The sequence below is a fragment of the Acidobacteriota bacterium genome (assembly GCA_016195325.1).
Classification (GTDB): Bacteria; Acidobacteriota; Polarisedimenticolia; order JACPZX01; family JACPZX01; genus JACPZX01.
The window spans coordinates 1-18,041 of the sequence record JACPZX010000085.1 but is presented as its reverse complement, the minus strand read 5'-3'; the positions used below and the strand labels follow the sequence as shown (position 1 = coordinate 18,041).

The window sequence follows — 18,041 nt, the reverse complement described above, 5'->3', positions numbered from 1 at the left end:
GGGGGCTCAGCCCCGGCTCGTGGGCTTCGGCGGCCTCGCCGCCTGGATCATCGCCTCGACCGTCGAGGCGACGCGCTTCTCGTAGAACTCACGGATGACCGCCGTGACGCGGGGGTGGGTTCTCTCGAGCTCCACGAGATCCTCCCTGTTCAGCTCGAGCACCTCGGTATCCTCGAGGCTCGTGATCGTCGCGGTCCGTGGCCTTCCCGTCAGCAACGAGACCTCGCCGAAGAAATCCCCCTCCTTCAGCTCCGCGAGATCGACTGCCTTCCCCTTCGGCCCGCGCGTCGTCACGCGAACGCGCCCCTGGCTGAGGACGAAGAGCGAGTCGCCGGGTTCTCCCTCGGTCACGAGGACGGTGCCGGCCGCGAAGTCGCGGTGGCGCAGCCGCCCGATCATCCCCTTCATCTCGTCAGGGGTCAGGTCCGAGAAGAGCGGCGTCGCGAGGAGGTTGGCCGGGCCCGGTGGCGACGGCCCTTCGTCCATGGGCGCGACGGGAATGGACGGCTGGTCGTCGATCGCCTCCATGTCCAGCGACAGCTCATCCCGCCCGTCGTCCTCGCCGGCGCGGGAGGAGAGGTCCAGGAGCGGAGAGGCGACGGCCGCCGAGGCGGAGGAGCCAAGCACCGAGAGCTTGGTCAGACGCGCTTCGACCGAGGCGTTGCCCGGATCGAGCTTCTGCATCTTCTTCAGGATTGCGATGGCCTTGATGAGGAAGCCTTCCTCCTGGTATCCGTCGGCGGCGGCCGAGTAGTCGGCGAGGGAGTCTTTCTCACGACCCGCGAGGCACAGGACGTCGGCAACCTTGTGCCTCAGAACGTAGTTCTTGGGCTGGGCCGAGATCTGCGCCCGGTAGGCGGCTATCGCCTTCGGATACTCCTTCCGGGCGACGTAGGCGGAGGGATCGAGAGGGGCCTCCTTCTCGCCCTTGTCCTTGCTCCAGAAAGCCATGAACCCGCTCCTTCGGTCGCGCTCGAGGGATTGGCCCGGCCTCGGCAGGATGGAAGACGGAGACGGAACGTACCACGGGATCCTGACCCTTTCAACAGACGCGAAACGTGTGGACGAATCGGGATCGTCGGCGTACTATCGGGCGCCTGACGCGGCCGCCGTCCCCGGGAATAGACAGGAGCGCAGCCCGGTAGACGGAACGGGTGACAGGCACGGCGTAACACGGCCCTGCAACTTCATGGAAACAAGTAAGTAATTCTGACGAGCTATGTGGCACACCTCTCGCTACGATGCCAGTTGTCCGGCGTCGTGAACGCCGGGGGATGAGAGGTCGGTCACCATGAGAACTCAGCGAGCGGTTCTCGCAGGCACTGCGGTTCTCCCCTTGTTCTTCCTTGCGGCGCTTCCGGCTCATGCGCAACAGCACGACGACGTTGGGGCGACCGCCGCCGCGACGGTCGATGCCTCGAGCACGGCCCCCGGCGACGATCAGCCGGCGGTCGCTCCCGCCCGCGGCGCCACCTACGCGCGGCTGCGCGAATTCGAGGGCGGGATATCCCTCAAGCGGGAGGACGAGAACGCGAGCCAGGACGTCCATCTCGAGGTCAACTCGCCGCTGATGCCGGGCGATCAGGTCTGGACCGGCGAGGACGGCCGCCTCGAAATCCAGCTCGCGGATGGCTCCCTCCTTCGACTCGATCGCAACTCCAGGCTCTCGCTCCTCAATCTCGCCGATCGGGAGGCCAGCTTCGATGACACCACGCTCATCCGCCTGATGAACGGCAGCCTCTACGTTCGCGCGGACAACTTCGACGCGCACAGTCGCCGGTTCCAGATCGACACCCCGGCCGGATCCGTCTTCCTCCTCTCCGGCGGCTCGTTCCGCCTCGACGTCGGCGTCGACGGCGTGTCCACGGTCGCCTCGTACCGCGGCGTCGCCGAAATCCTCGCGGACGACGTCTCGGTCATGGCGCACAGCGGCGAGCGCGCGACCGCGGAGCCAGGACGCCGCCCCTCCGACGCGCGAGCGTTCAACACTCTTCATCGCGATCCGTTCGACGAGTGGGTCGAGAGCCGGGACGACAGCTACGCCTCCGCCGACAGCCGCCGCGGTCCGAGGCCCGAGGTTCCGGATCAGGTCGCTCCGTACGCCGGTGAGCTCAACCGCTACGGCACTTGGCGCGACGATTCCAACTACGGCTGGGTGTGGCAGCCCGCCGGCGTCGCCCCCGACTGGCGGCCCTACTACTACGGTTCCTGGTACAACGCACCGATCGGCGCGACGTGGGTCTCATCCGAACCCTGGGGCTGGGCGCCGTACCATTACGGTCGCTGGCAGTGGGCCCTCGGACTCGGCTGGTTCTGGGCGCCGGGAATCGTCTACTCGGGTGCGTACGTCTCGTGGTCCGTGGGCCCGAGCTACTACGGCTGGTGTCCGCTCGGCTACTACAACTCACCTGTCGTGATCGCCGGAGGCGGCTTCGGGTTCGTCTACGTCCCGCACACGTACCTGTACTCGAACGGCGTCCACCATCACACGTACGGTTACTCCGACGTCGCGCGGTACCGCCTGGAGCAGAACGCCGTGCCGATGAGGGGAAATCCTTCCTGGAGGGCCGGCGCGCGCCCCGAGTTGACGGGCGCGACCTCCTACCGCCGTGCGGTCGTGGATGCCCGCCTCGGCCCTGCGCGCCAGCCGCTGGGCGCGGGGTCGAGCACGGCAGCTCCATTCAGCGTCCGCGAGAAGGAGACCTACCGCCGCGCGACGCTCGAGCACCAGGCCTCGATGAGGCGATCGAGCGACTCGACTCCGAGGGCGGCGGGACCGCGCGGCCTCGACTCGCGACCCGTCGACTTCAAGTGGAGATCCGCCCGTTACTCGCAGTCGCCAGGAGTCGCTCGGCAGATGCGACCGTCCGCCGTCGCGCCGGATGAGCCGGCGTCGCCGGCGACCGGTCGGCCGATGCACCCGCCGCTGAGGATGCTGCCGGAATCGGGGCGTCGATCCACCGCCATCAACCCATGGACGCCCGGCGAGAAGCAGATCAACGACTCCACGGCGGATAACCCGAATGCGGCCCGACAGGATGGCAATAGAGGACAGAGCTCAATCGCTCGGCCGCCTCAGGCGGATCCACGAGCCACCTCCCGCCCCACCGATTCCGGTCCTGCCCCGCATCCCCGGGCCGACGTGGGCCGCTACGCTTCGGGCGGACAGTTCGTGATGCCGGACCGCCCGGCACAGCCTGGCTCGCAGAGACGGGAATTCGCCCAGCGCCCGAACCACCCGACCACAGGCGGCGCGCCGGGCGGCGGATACTCGCCGAGACCGAGCCGGCCGACGGGCGCCGGCTCTCCCGGAGTGAGAAGCTCCCAGACTCCCTCGCACCCGACCCCCCGGCCGCAGGCGGCCGAGAGGGGAAAGGGCGGCGGACACAGGAAGTAACCCTGAAGCCCCACGCGACGGCCGCGACACTCCTCGCCCTCGCGCTGCTCACGCAGCCCCTCGCCGGGGGCGCCGCTTCTTCGAAGAAAGCGGCGCCCCCTCCTCATCCGACGGACAGGCCCACGTTGACACTTCAGGTGAACCCGCGGAATGGTTTCCTGCCGCTGACGGTGACGCTCTACGGCCGGCTCGAGGGGGTCGAGAAGGCGGACACGCGGTTCTGCCACGCCGGAGTGGAATGGACCGGCGAGACCGGGGCCGGCCAGGTGATGCGCTCCACGGAAGACACGAAGTGTCTCCACGCGCCGACGGATACGGTGATCGAGCACGCCTACCAGAAGACGATTCAGCTTTCGAACGAGGGGATCTACCGGTACCAGTTGATCCTTCACCTCAACAACGGCGAAAAGATCCGATCCAACTCCGTCGACGTGCGAGCGATCTCCAACAACTGACGCCAGACCGTCAGCGCGATCCCATCGCCGAGAGCGCACGGCCGGCCTCGTAGCGCACGAGTTGCGATGCATCGTCCTTCGCCAGGCGCTCGAGGAAAGCCCGCTCGTCCGCGCCCCCGAGAGCCGCGACGACCTTCACCGCCTCGGCCCGGAAAAGATCCCCCCCGTCGCCGATCACCTTGGCCTTGAGCCGGTTGACGATATCGGCCTGATCCTCGAGCCGCCCGCCCGACGCCCGGAGATCCTCCGCAACCTGGCCGAGGATTTGAAGCGCGTCGAGCCGCACGGGCTCCCGCGGGCTCTCGGAGAGACGCAGGAGAAGCTCCGTCTGGGCCGGGCCGGCAAGCCGGCGTTCGATCGTCTGCTCGAGCCCGGCCTGCTGGATGTGCGGGTTCGGGGAATCCAAGAACCCGAGGATGGCCGCCTCTTCGGCCGGAGGATCGGCGAGGCCCGAGGCGCGGACGAACTCGCGAATCGCCTCGACGTACGCGCCGCCCCCCTCCTCCGGCAGCACGAACCTCCCCTGCGCCCCGAACGACGACGCGAAGAGATCGTCCGCCTTCATCCAGTCTTCGAGCCTCCCGTCCGGCCGGTCGGTCTCGTAGCGCTTCAGGAAAAAGACGCCGCGCTCGCCCGCGTGGAACTCGATGCGGTCCTCGTACGACTTGCGGAGAAAGTTCTCGAGCTTGTAGATGACACGGAGACCGGGCTGCGCGTAGGACCCCTTGAGAACCTCGACGACGCTCACCGAGACGAAGCGCTTGTCCGAGCTCTTGACCTGGCCGAAGAACACCCATGGGGATCGGCCGACGCGTTGGAAGAGGGTGAGGGGCCGGACGTCGGCCTCCGCCGGAGCGCCGGCCCACGCGGCGATGACGGCAAGCGCCGCGCACAGAAAGACGCGGAGAGCCGGAGCCTCGGCACGGGTCATGCGGGCCATTCTACGCGGACCTGATAGAATCCGCCTCCACCATGACACCCCGCCCGTCACGCGTCGCCGTCGTCGGCGGTCCCGACGAGTTGCTCGCGATAGCGAGGGCACTCGCCCCCTGGCGCTTCGCGCGGACGACGCTCGTAGGACGGAGCCCGGGGGAGGGGGACTCCATCGCGCGCGAGGCCGGTCCGGGAGCCGCCGGCGGGAGAGACCTCGGGGCGATCGCGGGAGCGGACGTCGTCGTCCTCGGCTCGACGGCGTCGTCGGGACCGGACCTTCGTGAATCGGGAGCCTGCCTCGCGCGGTACGCCGCCGAAGCCATCGTGATCTGCGCGGCGGAGGATTCTTTGCGGTGCGCGCGCGCCGTGATCGAGTCCTCGCGCCTCTCCTCCCGGCGGGTCCTCGCGATCGGCGGCGCGGCCTCGGCCCGTCACCGCGCCGGGGAGCTCGCGGCACGGCACGGCGTCGACGCGGCGCAGGTATCGCTCCTCGTCGCGGGAGGCGACGCCCCCGACCTCGTCGAGCTGAAGCGCTACACGGCCATCGCCGGGATTCCCGCCCGAATCCTCGACGGAGACCCGGCGACCGAGGAGGTGGGCGCCCCCCGTGACGGATCGCGAGGCCCCGAGAGATCCCCGACCTCCCTCTCCGGCCGGGCGTGGGCCGCCTCGCTCCTCGCCGGCGCGGTGATCACGGACACGCGCCGGGTCGTCTGCTGTGGCGTCTTCGCGGAGGGCTCCCTCGGCATGGCGCCTCTCTTCGGAACGCTTCCGGCGATCGTGGGAAGGAACGGGTGCGAGGAGATTTTCCCCGCGGCGCTGACGCTCGAGGAGAGATCCTTCGTGCAGCGCGCCGCGGGCGGCTAGTCGAGCCCCGGGGCGGGCGGCGGGAACGTCGCGTAGAACGTCGAGCCCTTGCCAGGCGCTGAGTTCACGAAGAGCGTCCCGCGCATCGAGCGAATCGTCTCGAGGCACTCGGGAAGGGTGAGGGGGGCCTCCTCGCGCCGCGCACGCGACGTGTCCGTGAGAATCACGTCGCGCGCGTCCGGCGGCATCCCCGGGCCCTGGTCCTTCACGCTCAGCATCACCGCGGCGCGGTTGTGCTTGAGGCAGACGCGGATGCGGCCGCCGTCGACCGTCACGGCCGCCGCCTCGGCGAGGATCGTCTCGATCACGTGCCTCAGACACTCGCGGTCGGCGTGGACTTCCGGGCTCGTGCGGTCGATCTGGCGGACGATGCGGACGTCGCGTCCCTGGAGGCGGCGCTCGAGATGCTTGAGACAGACGCTGAGGAGATCGTGGATGAGGATCGGGCCCGCGTCGACCACGCTGTCCCTCAGGGTTTGACGACGATCTTGCCGAAGTGCTTCCGCCCCTCCATCCGGCGGTGGGCGTCGGCGATCTTCTCCAGCGGAAGCACGCTGTCCACGACGGGTCTCAGCGCCTTCTTCTCGACGAGGCGCATGATCTCGAGCAGCTCCGACTTGCTCCCCATCGTCGAGCCGAGGATGGAGAGGTTGCGGTAGAAGATGTAGCGGATGTCGGTCGCGACCTCGAACCCGCTCGTGACACCGCAGGTCACCACGCGCCCCCCCTGCTTGAGGAGCTTCAGGTCCTTGTGCCAGACGTCCGCGCCGATGCTGTCGATGATGATGTCGACGCCGCGCTTCCCGGTGATCTTGCGGGCTTCCTCGTAGAAATCGTACTTCTTGTAGTTGATCCCGTCGTCGGCGCCCATCTCCTTCGCGCGCTTCAGCTTGGCGTCGGAGCCGGCGGTGGCGATCACGCGGGCGCCGTGGAGCTTCGCGATCTGGATCGCCGCGACGCCGACGCCGCTCCCCGCGGCGTGGACGAGAACGTCGTCGCCGGGGCGGACCTGCGCGCGCGCGACGAGCATGTGCCACGCCGTCAGGAAGGTGAGGGGGACCGCCGCCGCCTCGTCGAAGGAGAGCCCCTCGCGCAACGGGATGACGTTGATGGACGGGACCGTGATCAGATCGGCGCACCCGCCGTTGCGCGTCTCGCCGATGATCCCGTAGGAACGGCACAGATTGTCGGTCCCCGCCAGACACTGCGCGCAGCGCCCGCACGACAGCCCGGGCTGCACGACCACGCGATCGCCCGCGCGGATCCCCTTCACCGCGATCCCGGCCTTCTTCACGACGCCGGCGATGTCGCTCCCGGGGATGAGCGGCAGCGGGAACTTCTGGCCGGGGATGCCGCGGCGCGCCCACAGATCGAGATGGTTCAGAGCGCACGCCTTCACTTCGATGAGAACTTCGTCCTCGCCGGGGGAGGGATCCTCGACCTTCTCGACCTTCAGCTTCTCCGGCCCGCCGTGCTCACGGATGACGACCGCCTTCATGGACGCTCTCTCCCCCTACCGGTTCTTCCAGATCGGCTTGCGCCTCTCGATGAACGCGAGGACCCCCTCTGTCGCGTCGTCGAGCTTCATGAGCTCGTCAAGATACACCCTCTCGAGGCGCGCGAGATCGGATCGGAAGTCGCCGGGCATCGACAGGCGCAGCGCCCGCGCCGTCACCTTCAGGACGCTGCGGCTCTTTCCCTGGAGGTCCGTGAGGAGGGCGGCGAGCGCCGGCTCGAGCTCCTCCGGAGGGACGACGCGACTCACCAGCCCCATCGCCAGGGCCTCGAACGCGGAGAGCCTGCGCCCCGTGAGGATGATGTCGGCCGCGCGGTGCCGGCCGACGCGCTGCGGGAGCACCGCCGTCGCGATCGGCGGGAAGCACCCGACGTTGATCTCCGGCTGGCCGAAGACGGCCCGTTCGCTCGCGACGATGAGGTCGCAGCAGAGGACCAGCTCGAACCCGCCGCCGAGGGCCGCCCCGTTCACCGCGGCGATCGAGACCGCCTCCATGCTCGACAGGTACAGGGCCACTCTGTGGAAGGCCTCGAGCATCTCGCGGACCTTCTCGGGCGTGTGGTCGACCACGTCCGCCCCTGCGCAGAAAGCCTTCTCTGAAGCCGAGCGGAGGACGACGATCGATGCGCCCGACGCGCCGACCGCCTCCTCGAGCGCGTCGCCGAGCCTCAGGAAGGCGTCGATGTCCAGGACGCCCAGGGGCGGGCGGTGGATCGTGAGAAAGGCGGTCCCCGTCGCCTCGTCGAGCTCGGCGAGAATCGGGGACGCCGATCCGCCCGCGCCGCTCACGCCGCTACTTGCCCGCGAACTTCGGCTGCCTCTTGCCGACGTAGGCGGCCAGACCTTCCTTCGCGTCCTCGCTCTGGAAGAGGAGCTGCTGCAGCTCGCGCTCGATCGCGAGCCCCTCCGAGAAGGGAACCTCGCACCCCGACTGCACCGACCGCTTGATGTGCCCCACGGCCTTCGACGCCTTGTTCGGCGGCACGAACTGCTCGGCGTAGTTGAGGACGTCCGCCCAGAAGGTGGGCTTGTCGAAGATCTGATTGACCAGGCCGAGCTCCTCCGCCTCCTCGAACGAGAAGGTGCGCCCCGTCACCATCAACTCGATCGCCTTCGACTTGCCGACGGCGCGGCCGAGTCGCTGCGTGCCGCCCGTGCCCGGGAGCACGCCGAGCGTCACTTCCGGGAGGCCGATTTTTCCGCCGTCCTTGCACGCGACGCGGATGTCGGCCGCCATCGCGATCTCGAGGCCGCCGCCGACCGTGTGGCCGTTGAGCGCGGCGATGACGAGCTTGGGGGTCTGCTCCAGCCGGTTCAGCGTCTCGTTCGCGTGGAGGCAGAAGAAGTACTTGAACCTCGGCGTGACCTCGGAGAGCATCTTGATGTTCGCGCCGGCCGAGAAGAACTTTTCCCCCTCGCCGCGCAGCACGATCACGTGGACGGCGTCGTCGAAGCGCGCCTTCAGGATCGCCTCGTCGAGCTGCCGCATCATCTCGTGCGTGTAGGTGTTCGCCGGCGGATCGGACATCTCGAGAATCGCGATCCCCTTCCGCTCGATCCGGTAGTTGATGAGGGTCTTCGTCGCCGTCGCCTGCTCTGCCATGGAATTCTCCGTCGGCCCGCCGCCTCCCGGGCCGTCCTCAGAAACGATGGATGATGTCGTCGCGCCCTTCAGCTCAGATCGACCCACACGCTCTTGACCTGCGTGTAGAGATCCAGCGCCGCCTCCCCCAGCTCGCGGCCGAACCCCGACATCTTGTACCCGCCGAAGGGGGATGCGACGTCCAGGGGGCCGAAGGTGTTGATCCAGACCGTGCCGGCGCGAAGGCTCCGCGCGACGCGGTGCGCCTTCTTCACGTCCTTCGTCCAGACGCCGGCCGCGAGGCCGTACGCCGTGTCGTTGCCTATCCGCACCGCCTCGTCGGGGTCCTTGAACGGGATGACCGCGACGACGGGGCCGAAGATCTCCTCCCGCGCGATCGTCATGTCGTTCCGGACGCCGTCGAATATCGTCGCCTCGACGTAGAAGCCGTTCCCGTCGCCGACCTTCGGGCGGCTCCCGCCGGCGACGAGCTTCGCCCCCTCCTCGCGGCCGATGCCGATGTATCTCAGGTTTCTGCTCATCTGCTCCTCGCTGACGAGCGGGCCGAAGCGGCACTTCGGATCGAGCGGGTCGCCGGGGACCGTCTTCTTCGCGCGCTCGACGAGCCGCTCCATGAAGGCGCCGTGGATCGACTCCTCGACCAGCACGCGCGACCCCGCGGTGCAGCACTGCCCGCCGTTGTAGAAGATGCCCCCCGTCGCCCCGCGCACCGCGGCGTCCATGTCGGCGTCGGCGAAGACGATGTTCGGGGACTTCCCGCCGAGCTCCAGGCTCACCCGCTTGAGGTTTCCCGCCGAGGCCCTGAGGATCTCCTGGCCGACGGGGGTCGATCCGGTGAAGGCGATCTTGTCCACGCCGGGATGCGCGACGATCGCGCCGCCGGCCGTGGGGCCGAACCCCGGGACGACGTTCAGCACCCCTTCGGGGAGCCCGGCCTCGGCGAAGATCTCGCCGAGGAGGAGCGCCGTCATCGGCGTCTGCTCCGCGGGCTTCAGCACGACGGTGTTCCCCGCGCACAGCGCCGGCGCGAGCTTCCACGCCGCCATCAGGAGCGGGAAGTTCCACGGGATGATCGCCCCCACGACGCCGACCGGCTCGCGGAGCGTGTAGTTGAAGAAGGGGCCGGAGACGGGGATCGTCTCCCCCTGAATTTTCGTCGCCCATCCGGCGTAGTACTGGAAGGCGTCGGCCGCCATCGGGATGTCGATCTTGAGGTTGTCGGTGTACGGCTTTCCCGAGTCGAGCGTCTCGAGCTCGGCGATTTCCTCGCGGCGTTTCAGGAGGATCTCCGACGCGCGCCAGAGAATCTTCCCGCGCTCGGCGGCGGACATCTTGGGCCATGGCCCCGTCTCGAAGGCGGCTCTCGCCGCATTCACCGCAGCGTCGACGTCGCTCGCGTCGGCCTCCGCGACCTTCGTGAGCACGGAGCCGGTCGCGGGGTTCACCGTCTCGAAAGTCTTTCCGCTGTGCGAGGGGACGTACCGGCCGCCGATGAAGAGCTGGCCGGGTTTCACCTGGACTCTGGTCGGTGCGAGCATGGTCTCCCCTTTGCTGAGTCGTTTCGGGGTGCCGTAACCCTAGTTCCACGTTGAGGTTGGAGGGCATACTAGGGGATCGGAGCGCAGGGTGTCAACCGCGAGGGGCGGTATGGCCGCCGCCAAGCCCGACCGTGGGTCCAATCCAGGTGATCAGGTGGCCGATCGCGGGATGAAGGAACACGCACGCGGATGTTCGAGCGAAAACCGGTCGCCGAGCCATTCCCAAGCGCCGTGCTCATGATGGCGAGCACGTGGGGAGTCCTGTGGTTCGCCATGATTCTGACGTTCGCCGGGTATCGGTCCTTCAAGGAAGCCACCCGAGTGCCGACCGCTGGAGAGCTCGCTTGCGCGACGGATCCAGGCTGCATCGACCTTGGACAAGTGCACTCACAGTCGGTTATCGAAGAGGGTGCCTTGGATGTCTTTGTCTTCGGCACGCCGGTGATGACCGTCGTCGCAGCGATCTCCGCTCGTCGCTCGCGACGGCGAGGGATCGCGTGGCGCAGGCTCCTCGTGCCGTGGGGGACGATGGCCACGATGGGGTGCCTTCAGTGGGGGTGGAGTCTCGTTTCCGTCCTCAGAACATTTCCCTGAACTGCAGTGACGGCCCAACCAGGAACTGGAAAGGGGGTTACCACTCCGCCAAATGAGGTAATATCTCGCCCCTGTTACCCCATTCTTCGTGAGCCTTGTCAGAATTGCGAAAGTAGACAATGACCGCGACGCGAGCCCTCACTTTCGTCCGGAAGCACGGCGTCGTGCTGATGTCGGCGCGCGGGCCGGTCCCGAGCCTCGTCGAAGCGGTGGCCGGCGAGCCGATCAAGGGAAGCTGGTGGTCACATCCCGACGCTCATCGCATCTACGGCATCGTCGAGAGCGTCTGCGACTCGAAGGACGTGATGCTCTGCCGCCTCGTCTCGGGAAAAGTCACTCTCGTGCACCGGCGTGTGTGGCCGGCGCTCGTCCGCCTCGCAGAGCGGTGGCCGAAGAGCGCGCTGGCCGCCGAGCGGCAGGAGCACACCGAGCGCGGGAGCCATCGCGTCGTCAGCACGCCCTATCCGAAATGGGTCCCCGAGAAGGTCGCCGCCGAAGCGAAGCGCATGAGCGAACCGGAGGCCATCAAGCTGATCGGCGAAGCATGCCTCCCCCCTGCCCGCCGCTGAATCGAGCGATTCCCGACGTCGTGCGAAATCCCGGCGGGCGCTCGTGAGCGATCAGCGCCTCCCCGCAGGTATCCCCGGCAACTGGCGGCCTGCCCCGATAGCCTCTCCGCACGCGGTGCAACGGCAACGTCAGTGAAGGGGCGGCTTCGGCCCGAGGACGGCGCCGCCGGCGGAGGGACCGAGCCATGCCCCGGAATCCGTCGGTGCCAGCGACGGTGTCGGAATGCTGTGCCCCCAGCCGGGCTTCCTCAGGTGAACCAGCCGGAGCAACTTCATCATGGCATCGTGAATCTCCTCGGGCGTCTGGCTCGCCTCTCCGGAAGCCGCCGACATGATCGCCGCGGCCACGATGTTGGCCACGTCACAGTCGTCGGGGTCTCGAGGAAGAAATCTCTGTTGAGCCGCTCCTGAAACCTGGAGCCATGACCTCATCTCGGCCGTGACGCTCTCGTCGTGATCGGTCCAGTTCTCGATCTCCCTGAGGGCGTGGTTTCCAAGGCTCAACAGCCTGGCGCCGGAGATCGTCTCCGCCACGATTCTTGCCGAGTGCTTTGCCTTCCCGAGGTTGAAACCCTCTGGCAGACGATCCTTACCGAACCGGCGAAGCGCCTCTTCCTGCAGGCGCTCCGCCCAGATCCCCGCGCCGCGGAAACTCAGCAGGTTGACCGTGGCAGCGGCGAGCAATCCCCGGAGCAGCTCGGTGGGATACCTGCTGTGCTCAATCTCCTCCCCCCGCGGTGCGTCCCCCTCGTCCCGGAGAGCGTCGACGAAACCGATGATCCCGAGCGCAGCCGCCGGCCCCATGCCGAGGATCCCGAGGACGTCCGCCGCCGCCTCCTCGGTCCTGCGGGCCCAGTACGGCGCGCAATCACCCAACTGATCGCGGCCGAGTGCGACACGCATGGCTTCGCTGAGCTCCCATCGGAGGTCCGCGTGGGAGTCAAGCACGACGTGCCCGACCACCTCGTGGGTCAGCATTCCCCACGCGAGAATGGCCGGACGTGAGAAGGACATCGGAAGACCGACGACCGCGCCGCTCAGCCCGAAAGCGCTCGTATCCTCCAGCGTCCAAACGTAAGGTTTTTCCGGATCACCCCCCGTTCGCGTCCACACGACCAGCGGCGCCGAGAAGCCGCCGTCGGGGTGCTCGATGCCGAGTCGAGCTTCCCCGGCGAGGAACCCTTCATGGAGGTCCTGCGCCGCCTCAAGAAACGCGGACCTCGCGACCGCCGTGCTTTGACTGCTATCCGCAGAAAGACAGATGGCGCGCGCGATGTCCTCGAAGAGGCGTTGGGCGTTGGGCCGGGGAGGCCTGGCATCGACCATGTCTCGAAGATCTCGTTGAGCCGTGTCCTTCAGGAGCCGCAGAAACGGATCCGCCACCGTCCGGCGCGCGTCCGGCGTCAGACTCTCACGTGCCCGGCTCAGCAACTCCTTGAGCGTAGTTAGCTCTTTGTCGAACTTCTCAGGCGGTGGGTCTTCGGGGGCGAAAATCGTCGACAACGCCGATTCAAGCCGATCGAACCCGCCTGCGGAGATGGACGACGCGGTAATCTCCACCTTCTTTCCCTCATGGATAGCCGCTCTGAGCTCGCGAACGCGTTCGTCGAATCCCTTGAGATTGAGCATGCATCCTCCGATCCCTGGCGTTCGGACACTTCCCTGGCGCGGCGACCCGGGCCCGGGCCCGGGAACCGCGCACCGTTACGGTTTCGGCGGCGGCGGGTCGATGCCCCCGCCACTGGGGCCACCCTTCTCCCGGATTGAAGAGAGGGTGATCTTCGAGATCCGCGAGACCTCGTCCCGGCCGTCCAACCTCTTGCCGTCGATGTCGATACTGACATCCTGATTGAACGTGAACTCGTGTCTGACCTGGACGCGCCCCCTGCCGGTCAGGTGCTCGGTGACCTGAAGGTCGTACCCCTTGCGATCGTGCCAGTAGGTGATGGCGGCGAAGGGTTTGAACTTGGGGTAGAGGGTGACCATCAGGGATTCAGGGAGGGTGTTTCCGTGAACGAGATCCTCGCTTTTCACCGGGTCGTTGCGGCCGTCGTTCACCGGGACGATGTTGATCCATTTGAATCCGCCAACGCGGATCAGGACCGGGCTCTCGTCCGCTCGCTGAAATCTGATCGAGCCGAAGAAGTTGTGGTACGGCCCCCCGTTGCCCTTATGGGGTGGATCGTCAGGCCAGAAGGAAGGACGCGTGGACGCGCCCAGCTGGATGAGGATCCCGTTCCAGAAATCCCTGTCGAGTCTGCAGGCGGGTGTCTTCCGGAAAGTGAAACAGTTGTTGATCGGCGCCCACGCGACGATGTCGGCATCCTCGATCACGAGCTTCATGCGATCCATGGTCGCTCTCCCCTGCCGCTCCGGCGGCAATCCCCTTCAATGCCAGTCACCGGCCGCCACGAAGGCGGCCCAGTAGAACGGATGGGACGTGTGGTTCTGCTTGCGGTAGAGCCGCAGCGTCTCGAGGCTCGCACGGCGGACCGAGCGGACCGTGTCGAGACGCCGGACGAAGCGGGCCTCGTAGAGCGCCTCCATCCACCGGCGCGCCGCCTCGTCGTCGATCGGCCAGAGGCTCATGATCAGCGTCCGCGCCCCCGCGACCTCGAAGGCCCGCCGGAGGCCGAAGACTCCCTCCCCCGCCTCGGCCCGCCCCGACCCCGTGTCGCAGGCGGAAAGCACGGCCCACTCGACCCCCGAGAGATCCGATCCGGCGATCTCCTCGGCCGTGAGGATCCCGTCGTCCTCGTCCGGGCTCGCGGCGTCGCGATGATTCGCTCCGGCGAGGGCGAGCCCGGACAGAAGCAGAGGATTGTCGCCTCCCCGCGCCGCGTCGGGCGACGGCGAGCACGGCCCCTCGAGGAAGAAACCGTGCGTCGCCAGGTGCAGGATCCGGCGCCCCGGAGCCAGCTTCTTGACGGCCGACTCGGTCGCCCCCGCGCCGCCGAGGAGGATCGTCCGCCCCTCCGACCGCGAGGAGTAGATGGCCGCCACGGCCTCGGCTTCGCGAGCCGACTCGGGGAGCGACTCGAAGACGATCGAGCTCAGGTCCGAGCACTTCACAGGCCGGGTCCGACGACGATGATGTCCGTCGGGTTCGGGGGAGGGATCCCCTCCCGCCGCCTGCGGGGAGACCGACGCCCTCACGATCGCGGCACCTTTTCCCAACCTCGCGAACGTGGACGCGTCGTCGAAGGCCGGTCCCCCGACGGCGAGGATCCCCGTGCCCGCGGGCGATCTCCCCGCCTGAGGGACGAGGTCGCGCTCCGACGAGAGGTAGTGGATGTCCGGCCCCGTCTCGACGAGATACGTCGCATCGCCTGACGGAAGCGCGGCGAAGTTCACCAGGTTGAGGGCCCCCTCAGGGACGACGAAGACACGCTTCGCGCGAGCCAGCGCGGGCGCCAGCCGATCCCACGTTCGCTCGCGGAGCGCCGAGGCGGCTGCCCGGTACCGCTCCTCGAGATCGGACGACGTGAGGCCCGGGCGGATCGCCTCCTGCGATGCCTCTTTCCGCCACGCCGCCACGAGATCGTCGATCTCGGCGGCCGGCCCCATCGGGACGAGGGTCGGGGCCTCTTCCCCGGCGCGCAGGACGAAAGCCGCGTACTGGAGGCCGTGGGGCGGAGTCCCCGCGGCCGGTGCCGTCCTCGCGAACCAGGCAGGAGGACGGTACAGGACGAAGGCCACGAGTGCGGTGGAGCGAGGGAGGCTCGCCGCGACCTCGCGGAGCCCGGCCCGATCGGCCGCCATCTTCTGGCGAAACGTCAGGCTCCTTTCGGCGAGCGCCCGCTCCGCATGCTCCACGTCCCGTCGCGAGCGATCGATCCGCTCCCGAAACGCCTCCGGGTGCCTGGAGTCGGGGCCTCCGATGGTGATGTGCGCGAGGCGGGCCCGGCTCGAAGCGACTTCCCCGGCGAGCGCGGCGATCTCTGGATCGCCGGACGTTTTCGGCACGCGATTTCTCGCCGCCATCTCGTCGAGAACGAGTGCCCTCGATCGGATCACGGCATCGAAGGCCCTGCGTCCGGCCTCGGGGAGTTCCTTCCCGCTCTCGAGCGCGATCCACTCCGCGAGATGGAGCCCCGAGACCCGCACCGAGGCGTATCCCAGCGCCTGCCTCTCGGCGAGCGTCCGTGACGTGAGGCGCAGATGGTCGCGGGAAATCTCCTCCGCCCGCAACGCCGCGTCGAGGGCCGGCGTGAGCTGCCCATCTCTCGCGAGGAGGTCGCCCATGTCACCCAGGGTCTTCCCCACGAGGGGGCTCGTCGGCCCGAGAACTTTCTCGCGGATTCCCAGCGCGGTCTCGTACAGCGACCTGGCCCGCGCCTCCTCGCCCGCATCCGCGAGGAATCCGGCGAGATCGTTGAGGGTCGCCGCCACGTCCGGATGGTCCGGCCCGAGCGAGGCCTGCCGGATCCCCAGGGCGCGCTCGCCGAGAGCGCGGGCGCCGGCCCCGTTCCCCGTGGCGGCCTCGACCCTCGCAAGGCCGGTCAGCGTCTGCGCGATGTCGTCGTGTTCCGGGGGGAGCTTCGCCTCCCGGATGGCGAGGGCGTGGTTGTAGATCTGCCGGGCCTCGCCGTAGTCGTGGACGGATTCGGAGAGCTCGCCGAGCTCGTTGAGACAGCTCGCGACCTCCGGCGTGTCGGGGCCCACGAGCCGCTCCCATATCGCCCTCGACCTCTCGTAGGCGCGCCGAGCCTCCGCGATGTCGCCCATCAGGCCCAGGAGCTGCGCGAGATTGAAGACGGTCGAAGCGATGTAGGAGTGCCGATCGCCGTACGCGCGCTCCTCGATCCTCAGCGCGCGCTCGAGAACCTCCCTGGCCTCGGAGTACTCGCCGGTCTCCCTCAAGAGGAGCCCCAGGTTGTTCAGCGTTCACGCGACATGCGGATCGTCCGGGCCGAAGAGTTTTTCCCAGAGCTTCAAGGTCTGATCGTAGAGCGACCTGGCCGTCTCGTAGCTGCCCATCCGCTGGTGGAGGAGCGCGAGACCGTTGAGGATTCGCGCCACCTCCGGGTGCCCGGGGTCGATATTCCTGCGAATCTCCAGGGCTCTCTCGTAGAGAGGTTTCGACCCCTCGTAGTCCCCCATCTCCCGGAGGAGTATGGCGAGGGCATTGAGGCTGTCCGCGACGTCGGGGTGGTTGGGGCCGAGCCTCTCCTCACGGATCGCCAGCGCGCGTTCGTAGAGAACCCTGGCCCCCGGGTAGTCGTCCAGCGTCATCAGCACGTTGCCGAGGTTGCCCAGCGCGTCCGCGAGCGAAGGGTCCCTGGGGTCGCCGTTCCGCTCGCGAATCGCGAGCGCGCGCTCGTACACCGGCCTCGCTTTCGCCGGCGTCCCGCCGAGATCCAGGACGATCGCGAGGTTGTTGACGCTCCGGACGACCCCCGGATCGTCGGGACCGAACTGCGCCTCGCGCGCCCGCAGGGCCCTCTCCGCCAGCGCCTCCGTCCCGGGCCGGGCCGATTTCTCCTGGCGCCACAGGCTCTCCACGAGGATCTCGAGCGCGTCCGCGTCCGCGGGGGACGCGTCGCCCTCCGCCGCCGGGACCGCGTCGAGGAGGCGACGGGCCATCGCCTCCGCGTCGGCGTAGCGACCGATCCCGATCAGGCGGCGCGCCTCGTCGAGGGTGGGGGAGGCGGGCTCCCCCGCCCCGCCCGCGGCGCCCGCGGCGCCCGCAATGACGAGCGCGAACGCGCTCAGCGCCATCGCCAGCACGCTGCCGTTCGGGCGTCCCGGGCGTCTCATGGAGCCTGGCCGACCCCGCTCTGCAGCGGCTGAAGGAGGAGCTTCGCGTCGACGTCCCCGGGGTGCGCCTTCAGGTACTTCTCGAACGCCTCCTTCGCCTTCAGCCGCAGGTCCGACTCCTCGGCCGCGCGCTCCGATTCCGTGGCCGCGGGCGATCCGGCGCGGTCGGCTCGCAGCTTCGCGCAGAAGGCGATCCCCAGGTTCTTGAAGCTGCCCGGATCCGCATCGTCGGCGGCGACGACGATCTCCAGTTGGGCGATCGCCGCGTCGATCTCGCCGTCGTCGAGGAGCGCGACGCCGAGATCGTTCCTCGCGACCAGATTCTCCGCATCCGCGTCCAGCACCGTCTGGTACTTCTCCCGGGCGATGAGGAGCCACGAGCGGTCGAGCCCCTCCCTCAGACCGCGAGGGGCGAGCAGCCTCTTCAACTCGGGCTCGAGGGCTGCGGCCAGAAGGATGATCGGCGCGGGCTCCTCCGCCCGCTTCGCGGATCGGTACTTGCCGTGGTAGGCGGCCCCGAGGTTCACGAGGGCGTTCTGACTCTGCGGGAAGACGTCGGTGAGCTCCTCGAAGGCGTTGATGGCCAGATTGAAGTCGCCTTCGTGCAGCGCCCGGTATCCCGTGTCGAACTTGTTCGCGGCATACGCCAGCTGGCTCAGACCCTTCCGAACCTCCTCGAGGCGCACGGAGATCTCGGGGTGGAGCGGGAACGAACCCGGGTGGACGGGAACCTCCACGCGCGGGCCGATCGCCTCGCGGAGCTTCTCGAGGAAGGTGACGGCGCCGTCCGAGTGATAGCCGGCGCGCAG

At 68.4% G+C, this 18,041-nt stretch carries 17 protein-coding genes; 5 read left to right on the top strand and 12 right to left on the bottom strand.

What is annotated here, in order from left to right; translation table 11 throughout:
* Nucleotides 1-6: 6 nt before the first annotated feature.
* Nucleotides 7-951 (bottom strand): cyclic nucleotide-binding domain-containing protein, encoded by a 945-nt coding sequence (locus HY049_15655; protein ID MBI3450336.1) that lies wholly within the window; start codon nt 949-951, stop codon nt 7-9.
* 340 nt (nt 952-1,291) lie between these two features.
* On the opposite strand from HY049_15655, the gene HY049_15650 reads away from it, so the two are divergent.
* Entirely contained in the window at nt 1,292-3,397 is a 2,106-nt protein-coding gene (locus HY049_15650) for a FecR domain-containing protein (GenBank protein ID MBI3450335.1), read from the top strand.
* Nucleotides 3,398-3,522: 125 nt separating this feature from the next.
* Nucleotides 3,523-3,852 carry a hypothetical protein gene (locus HY049_15645; protein MBI3450334.1) on the top strand — a complete coding sequence of 110 codons (330 nt, stop codon included), beginning with the start codon at nt 3,523-3,525 and terminating at the stop codon, nt 3,850-3,852.
* 10 nt (nt 3,853-3,862) lie between these two features.
* On the opposite strand, the gene HY049_15640 is transcribed toward HY049_15645, so the two are convergent.
* Nucleotides 3,863-4,783 (bottom strand): HEAT repeat domain-containing protein, encoded by a 921-nt coding sequence (locus HY049_15640; protein ID MBI3450333.1) that lies wholly within the window; start codon nt 4,781-4,783, stop codon nt 3,863-3,865.
* A 41-nt stretch (nt 4,784-4,824) separates the two neighbouring features.
* Between HY049_15640 and HY049_15635 the strand changes: the two genes are divergently transcribed.
* A complete protein-coding gene (locus tag HY049_15635; protein MBI3450332.1) occupies nt 4,825-5,652 on the top strand; it encodes a hypothetical protein in 828 nt (275 codons plus the stop codon).
* Here HY049_15635 and HY049_15630 read toward each other — a convergent pair.
* The 5 genes from HY049_15630 to HY049_15610 form a co-directional block, all read right to left on the bottom strand.
* Entirely contained in the window at nt 5,649-6,113 is a 465-nt protein-coding gene (locus HY049_15630; GenBank protein ID MBI3450331.1) for a hypothetical protein, read from the bottom strand. The genes HY049_15635 and HY049_15630 overlap by 4 nt on opposite strands.
* 8 nt (nt 6,114-6,121) lie before the next feature.
* Nucleotides 6,122-7,150 (bottom strand): zinc-binding dehydrogenase, encoded by a 1,029-nt coding sequence (locus HY049_15625; GenBank protein MBI3450330.1) that lies wholly within the window; start codon nt 7,148-7,150, stop codon nt 6,122-6,124.
* Nucleotides 7,151-7,165: 15 nt separating this feature from the next.
* A complete protein-coding gene (locus tag HY049_15620) occupies nt 7,166-7,957 on the bottom strand; it encodes an enoyl-CoA hydratase/isomerase family protein (GenBank protein ID MBI3450329.1) in 792 nt (263 codons plus the stop codon).
* Between the two features lie 4 nt (nt 7,958-7,961).
* The gene (locus HY049_15615) at nt 7,962-8,771 is read right to left on the bottom strand and encodes an enoyl-CoA hydratase/isomerase family protein (protein MBI3450328.1); all 810 of its coding nucleotides are present in this window, start codon (nt 8,769-8,771) and stop codon (nt 7,962-7,964) included.
* Between the two features lie 68 nt (nt 8,772-8,839).
* Nucleotides 8,840-10,309 carry an aldehyde dehydrogenase family protein gene (locus tag HY049_15610; GenBank protein ID MBI3450327.1) on the bottom strand — a complete coding sequence of 490 codons (1,470 nt, stop codon included), beginning with the start codon at nt 10,307-10,309 and terminating at the stop codon, nt 8,840-8,842.
* Nucleotides 10,310-10,498: 189 nt separating this feature from the next.
* Between HY049_15610 and HY049_15605 the strand changes: the two genes are divergently transcribed.
* Nucleotides 10,499-10,903 carry a hypothetical protein gene (locus tag HY049_15605; protein MBI3450326.1) on the top strand — a complete coding sequence of 135 codons (405 nt, stop codon included), beginning with the start codon at nt 10,499-10,501 and terminating at the stop codon, nt 10,901-10,903.
* Nucleotides 10,904-11,022: 119 nt separating this feature from the next.
* The gene (locus tag HY049_15600) at nt 11,023-11,472 is read left to right on the top strand and encodes a hypothetical protein (protein MBI3450325.1); all 450 of its coding nucleotides are present in this window, start codon (nt 11,023-11,025) and stop codon (nt 11,470-11,472) included.
* A gap of 129 nt (nt 11,473-11,601) precedes the next feature.
* Here the strand turns inward: HY049_15600 and HY049_15595 are convergent, their stop codons facing one another.
* The 5 genes from HY049_15595 to HY049_15575 all read right to left on the bottom strand — a co-directional run.
* Complete coding sequence (locus HY049_15595; GenBank protein MBI3450324.1) at nt 11,602-13,101, bottom strand: hypothetical protein; 1,500 nt, start codon at nt 13,099-13,101, stop codon at nt 11,602-11,604.
* A 75-nt stretch (nt 13,102-13,176) separates the two neighbouring features.
* Nucleotides 13,177-13,815, bottom strand: a complete 639-nt coding sequence (locus HY049_15590) for a hypothetical protein (GenBank protein ID MBI3450323.1) — start codon at nt 13,813-13,815, stop codon at nt 13,177-13,179.
* 45 nt (nt 13,816-13,860) lie between these two features.
* On the bottom strand, nt 13,861-16,335 hold the full coding sequence (locus HY049_15585) for a CHAT domain-containing protein (GenBank protein ID MBI3450322.1): 2,475 nt from the start codon (nt 16,333-16,335) through the stop codon (nt 13,861-13,863).
* A gap of 24 nt (nt 16,336-16,359) precedes the next feature.
* A complete protein-coding gene (locus HY049_15580; protein MBI3450321.1) occupies nt 16,360-17,232 on the bottom strand; it encodes a tetratricopeptide repeat protein in 873 nt (290 codons plus the stop codon).
* On the bottom strand, nt 17,229-18,041 hold an 813-nt coding region (locus HY049_15575; protein MBI3450320.1), incomplete at its 5' end, for a tetratricopeptide repeat protein. The genes HY049_15580 and HY049_15575, both read right to left, overlap by 4 nt.

Excerpts from the sequence above, each read along its gene's own strand:
- HY049_15635 (MBI3450332.1), top strand. The coding sequence starts at position 4,825 with ATGACACCCCGCCCGTCACGCGTCGCCGTCGTCGGCGGTCCCGACGAG.
- HY049_15650 (MBI3450335.1), top strand. The coding sequence starts at position 1,292 with ATGAGAACTCAGCGAGCGGTTCTCGCAGGCACTGCGGTTCTCCCCTTG.
- HY049_15655 (MBI3450336.1), bottom strand. The coding sequence starts at position 951 with ATGGCTTTCTGGAGCAAGGACAAGGGCGAGAAGGAGGCCCCTCTCGAT.
- HY049_15580 (MBI3450321.1), bottom strand. The coding sequence starts at position 17,232 with ATGAGACGCCCGGGACGCCCGAACGGCAGCGTGCTGGCGATGGCGCTG.
- HY049_15625 (MBI3450330.1), bottom strand. The coding sequence starts at position 7,150 with ATGAAGGCGGTCGTCATCCGTGAGCACGGCGGGCCGGAGAAGCTGAAG.
- HY049_15590 (MBI3450323.1), bottom strand. The coding sequence starts at position 13,815 with ATGAAGCTCGTGATCGAGGATGCCGACATCGTCGCGTGGGCGCCGATC.
- HY049_15600 (MBI3450325.1), top strand. The coding sequence starts at position 11,023 with ATGACCGCGACGCGAGCCCTCACTTTCGTCCGGAAGCACGGCGTCGTG.
- HY049_15615 (MBI3450328.1), bottom strand. The coding sequence starts at position 8,771 with ATGGCAGAGCAGGCGACGGCGACGAAGACCCTCATCAACTACCGGATC.
- HY049_15610 (MBI3450327.1), bottom strand. The coding sequence starts at position 10,309 with ATGCTCGCACCGACCAGAGTCCAGGTGAAACCCGGCCAGCTCTTCATC.
- HY049_15605 (MBI3450326.1), top strand. The coding sequence starts at position 10,499 with ATGTTCGAGCGAAAACCGGTCGCCGAGCCATTCCCAAGCGCCGTGCTC.
- HY049_15640 (MBI3450333.1), bottom strand. The coding sequence starts at position 4,783 with ATGACCCGTGCCGAGGCTCCGGCTCTCCGCGTCTTTCTGTGCGCGGCG.
- HY049_15595 (MBI3450324.1), bottom strand. The coding sequence starts at position 13,101 with ATGCTCAATCTCAAGGGATTCGACGAACGCGTTCGCGAGCTCAGAGCG.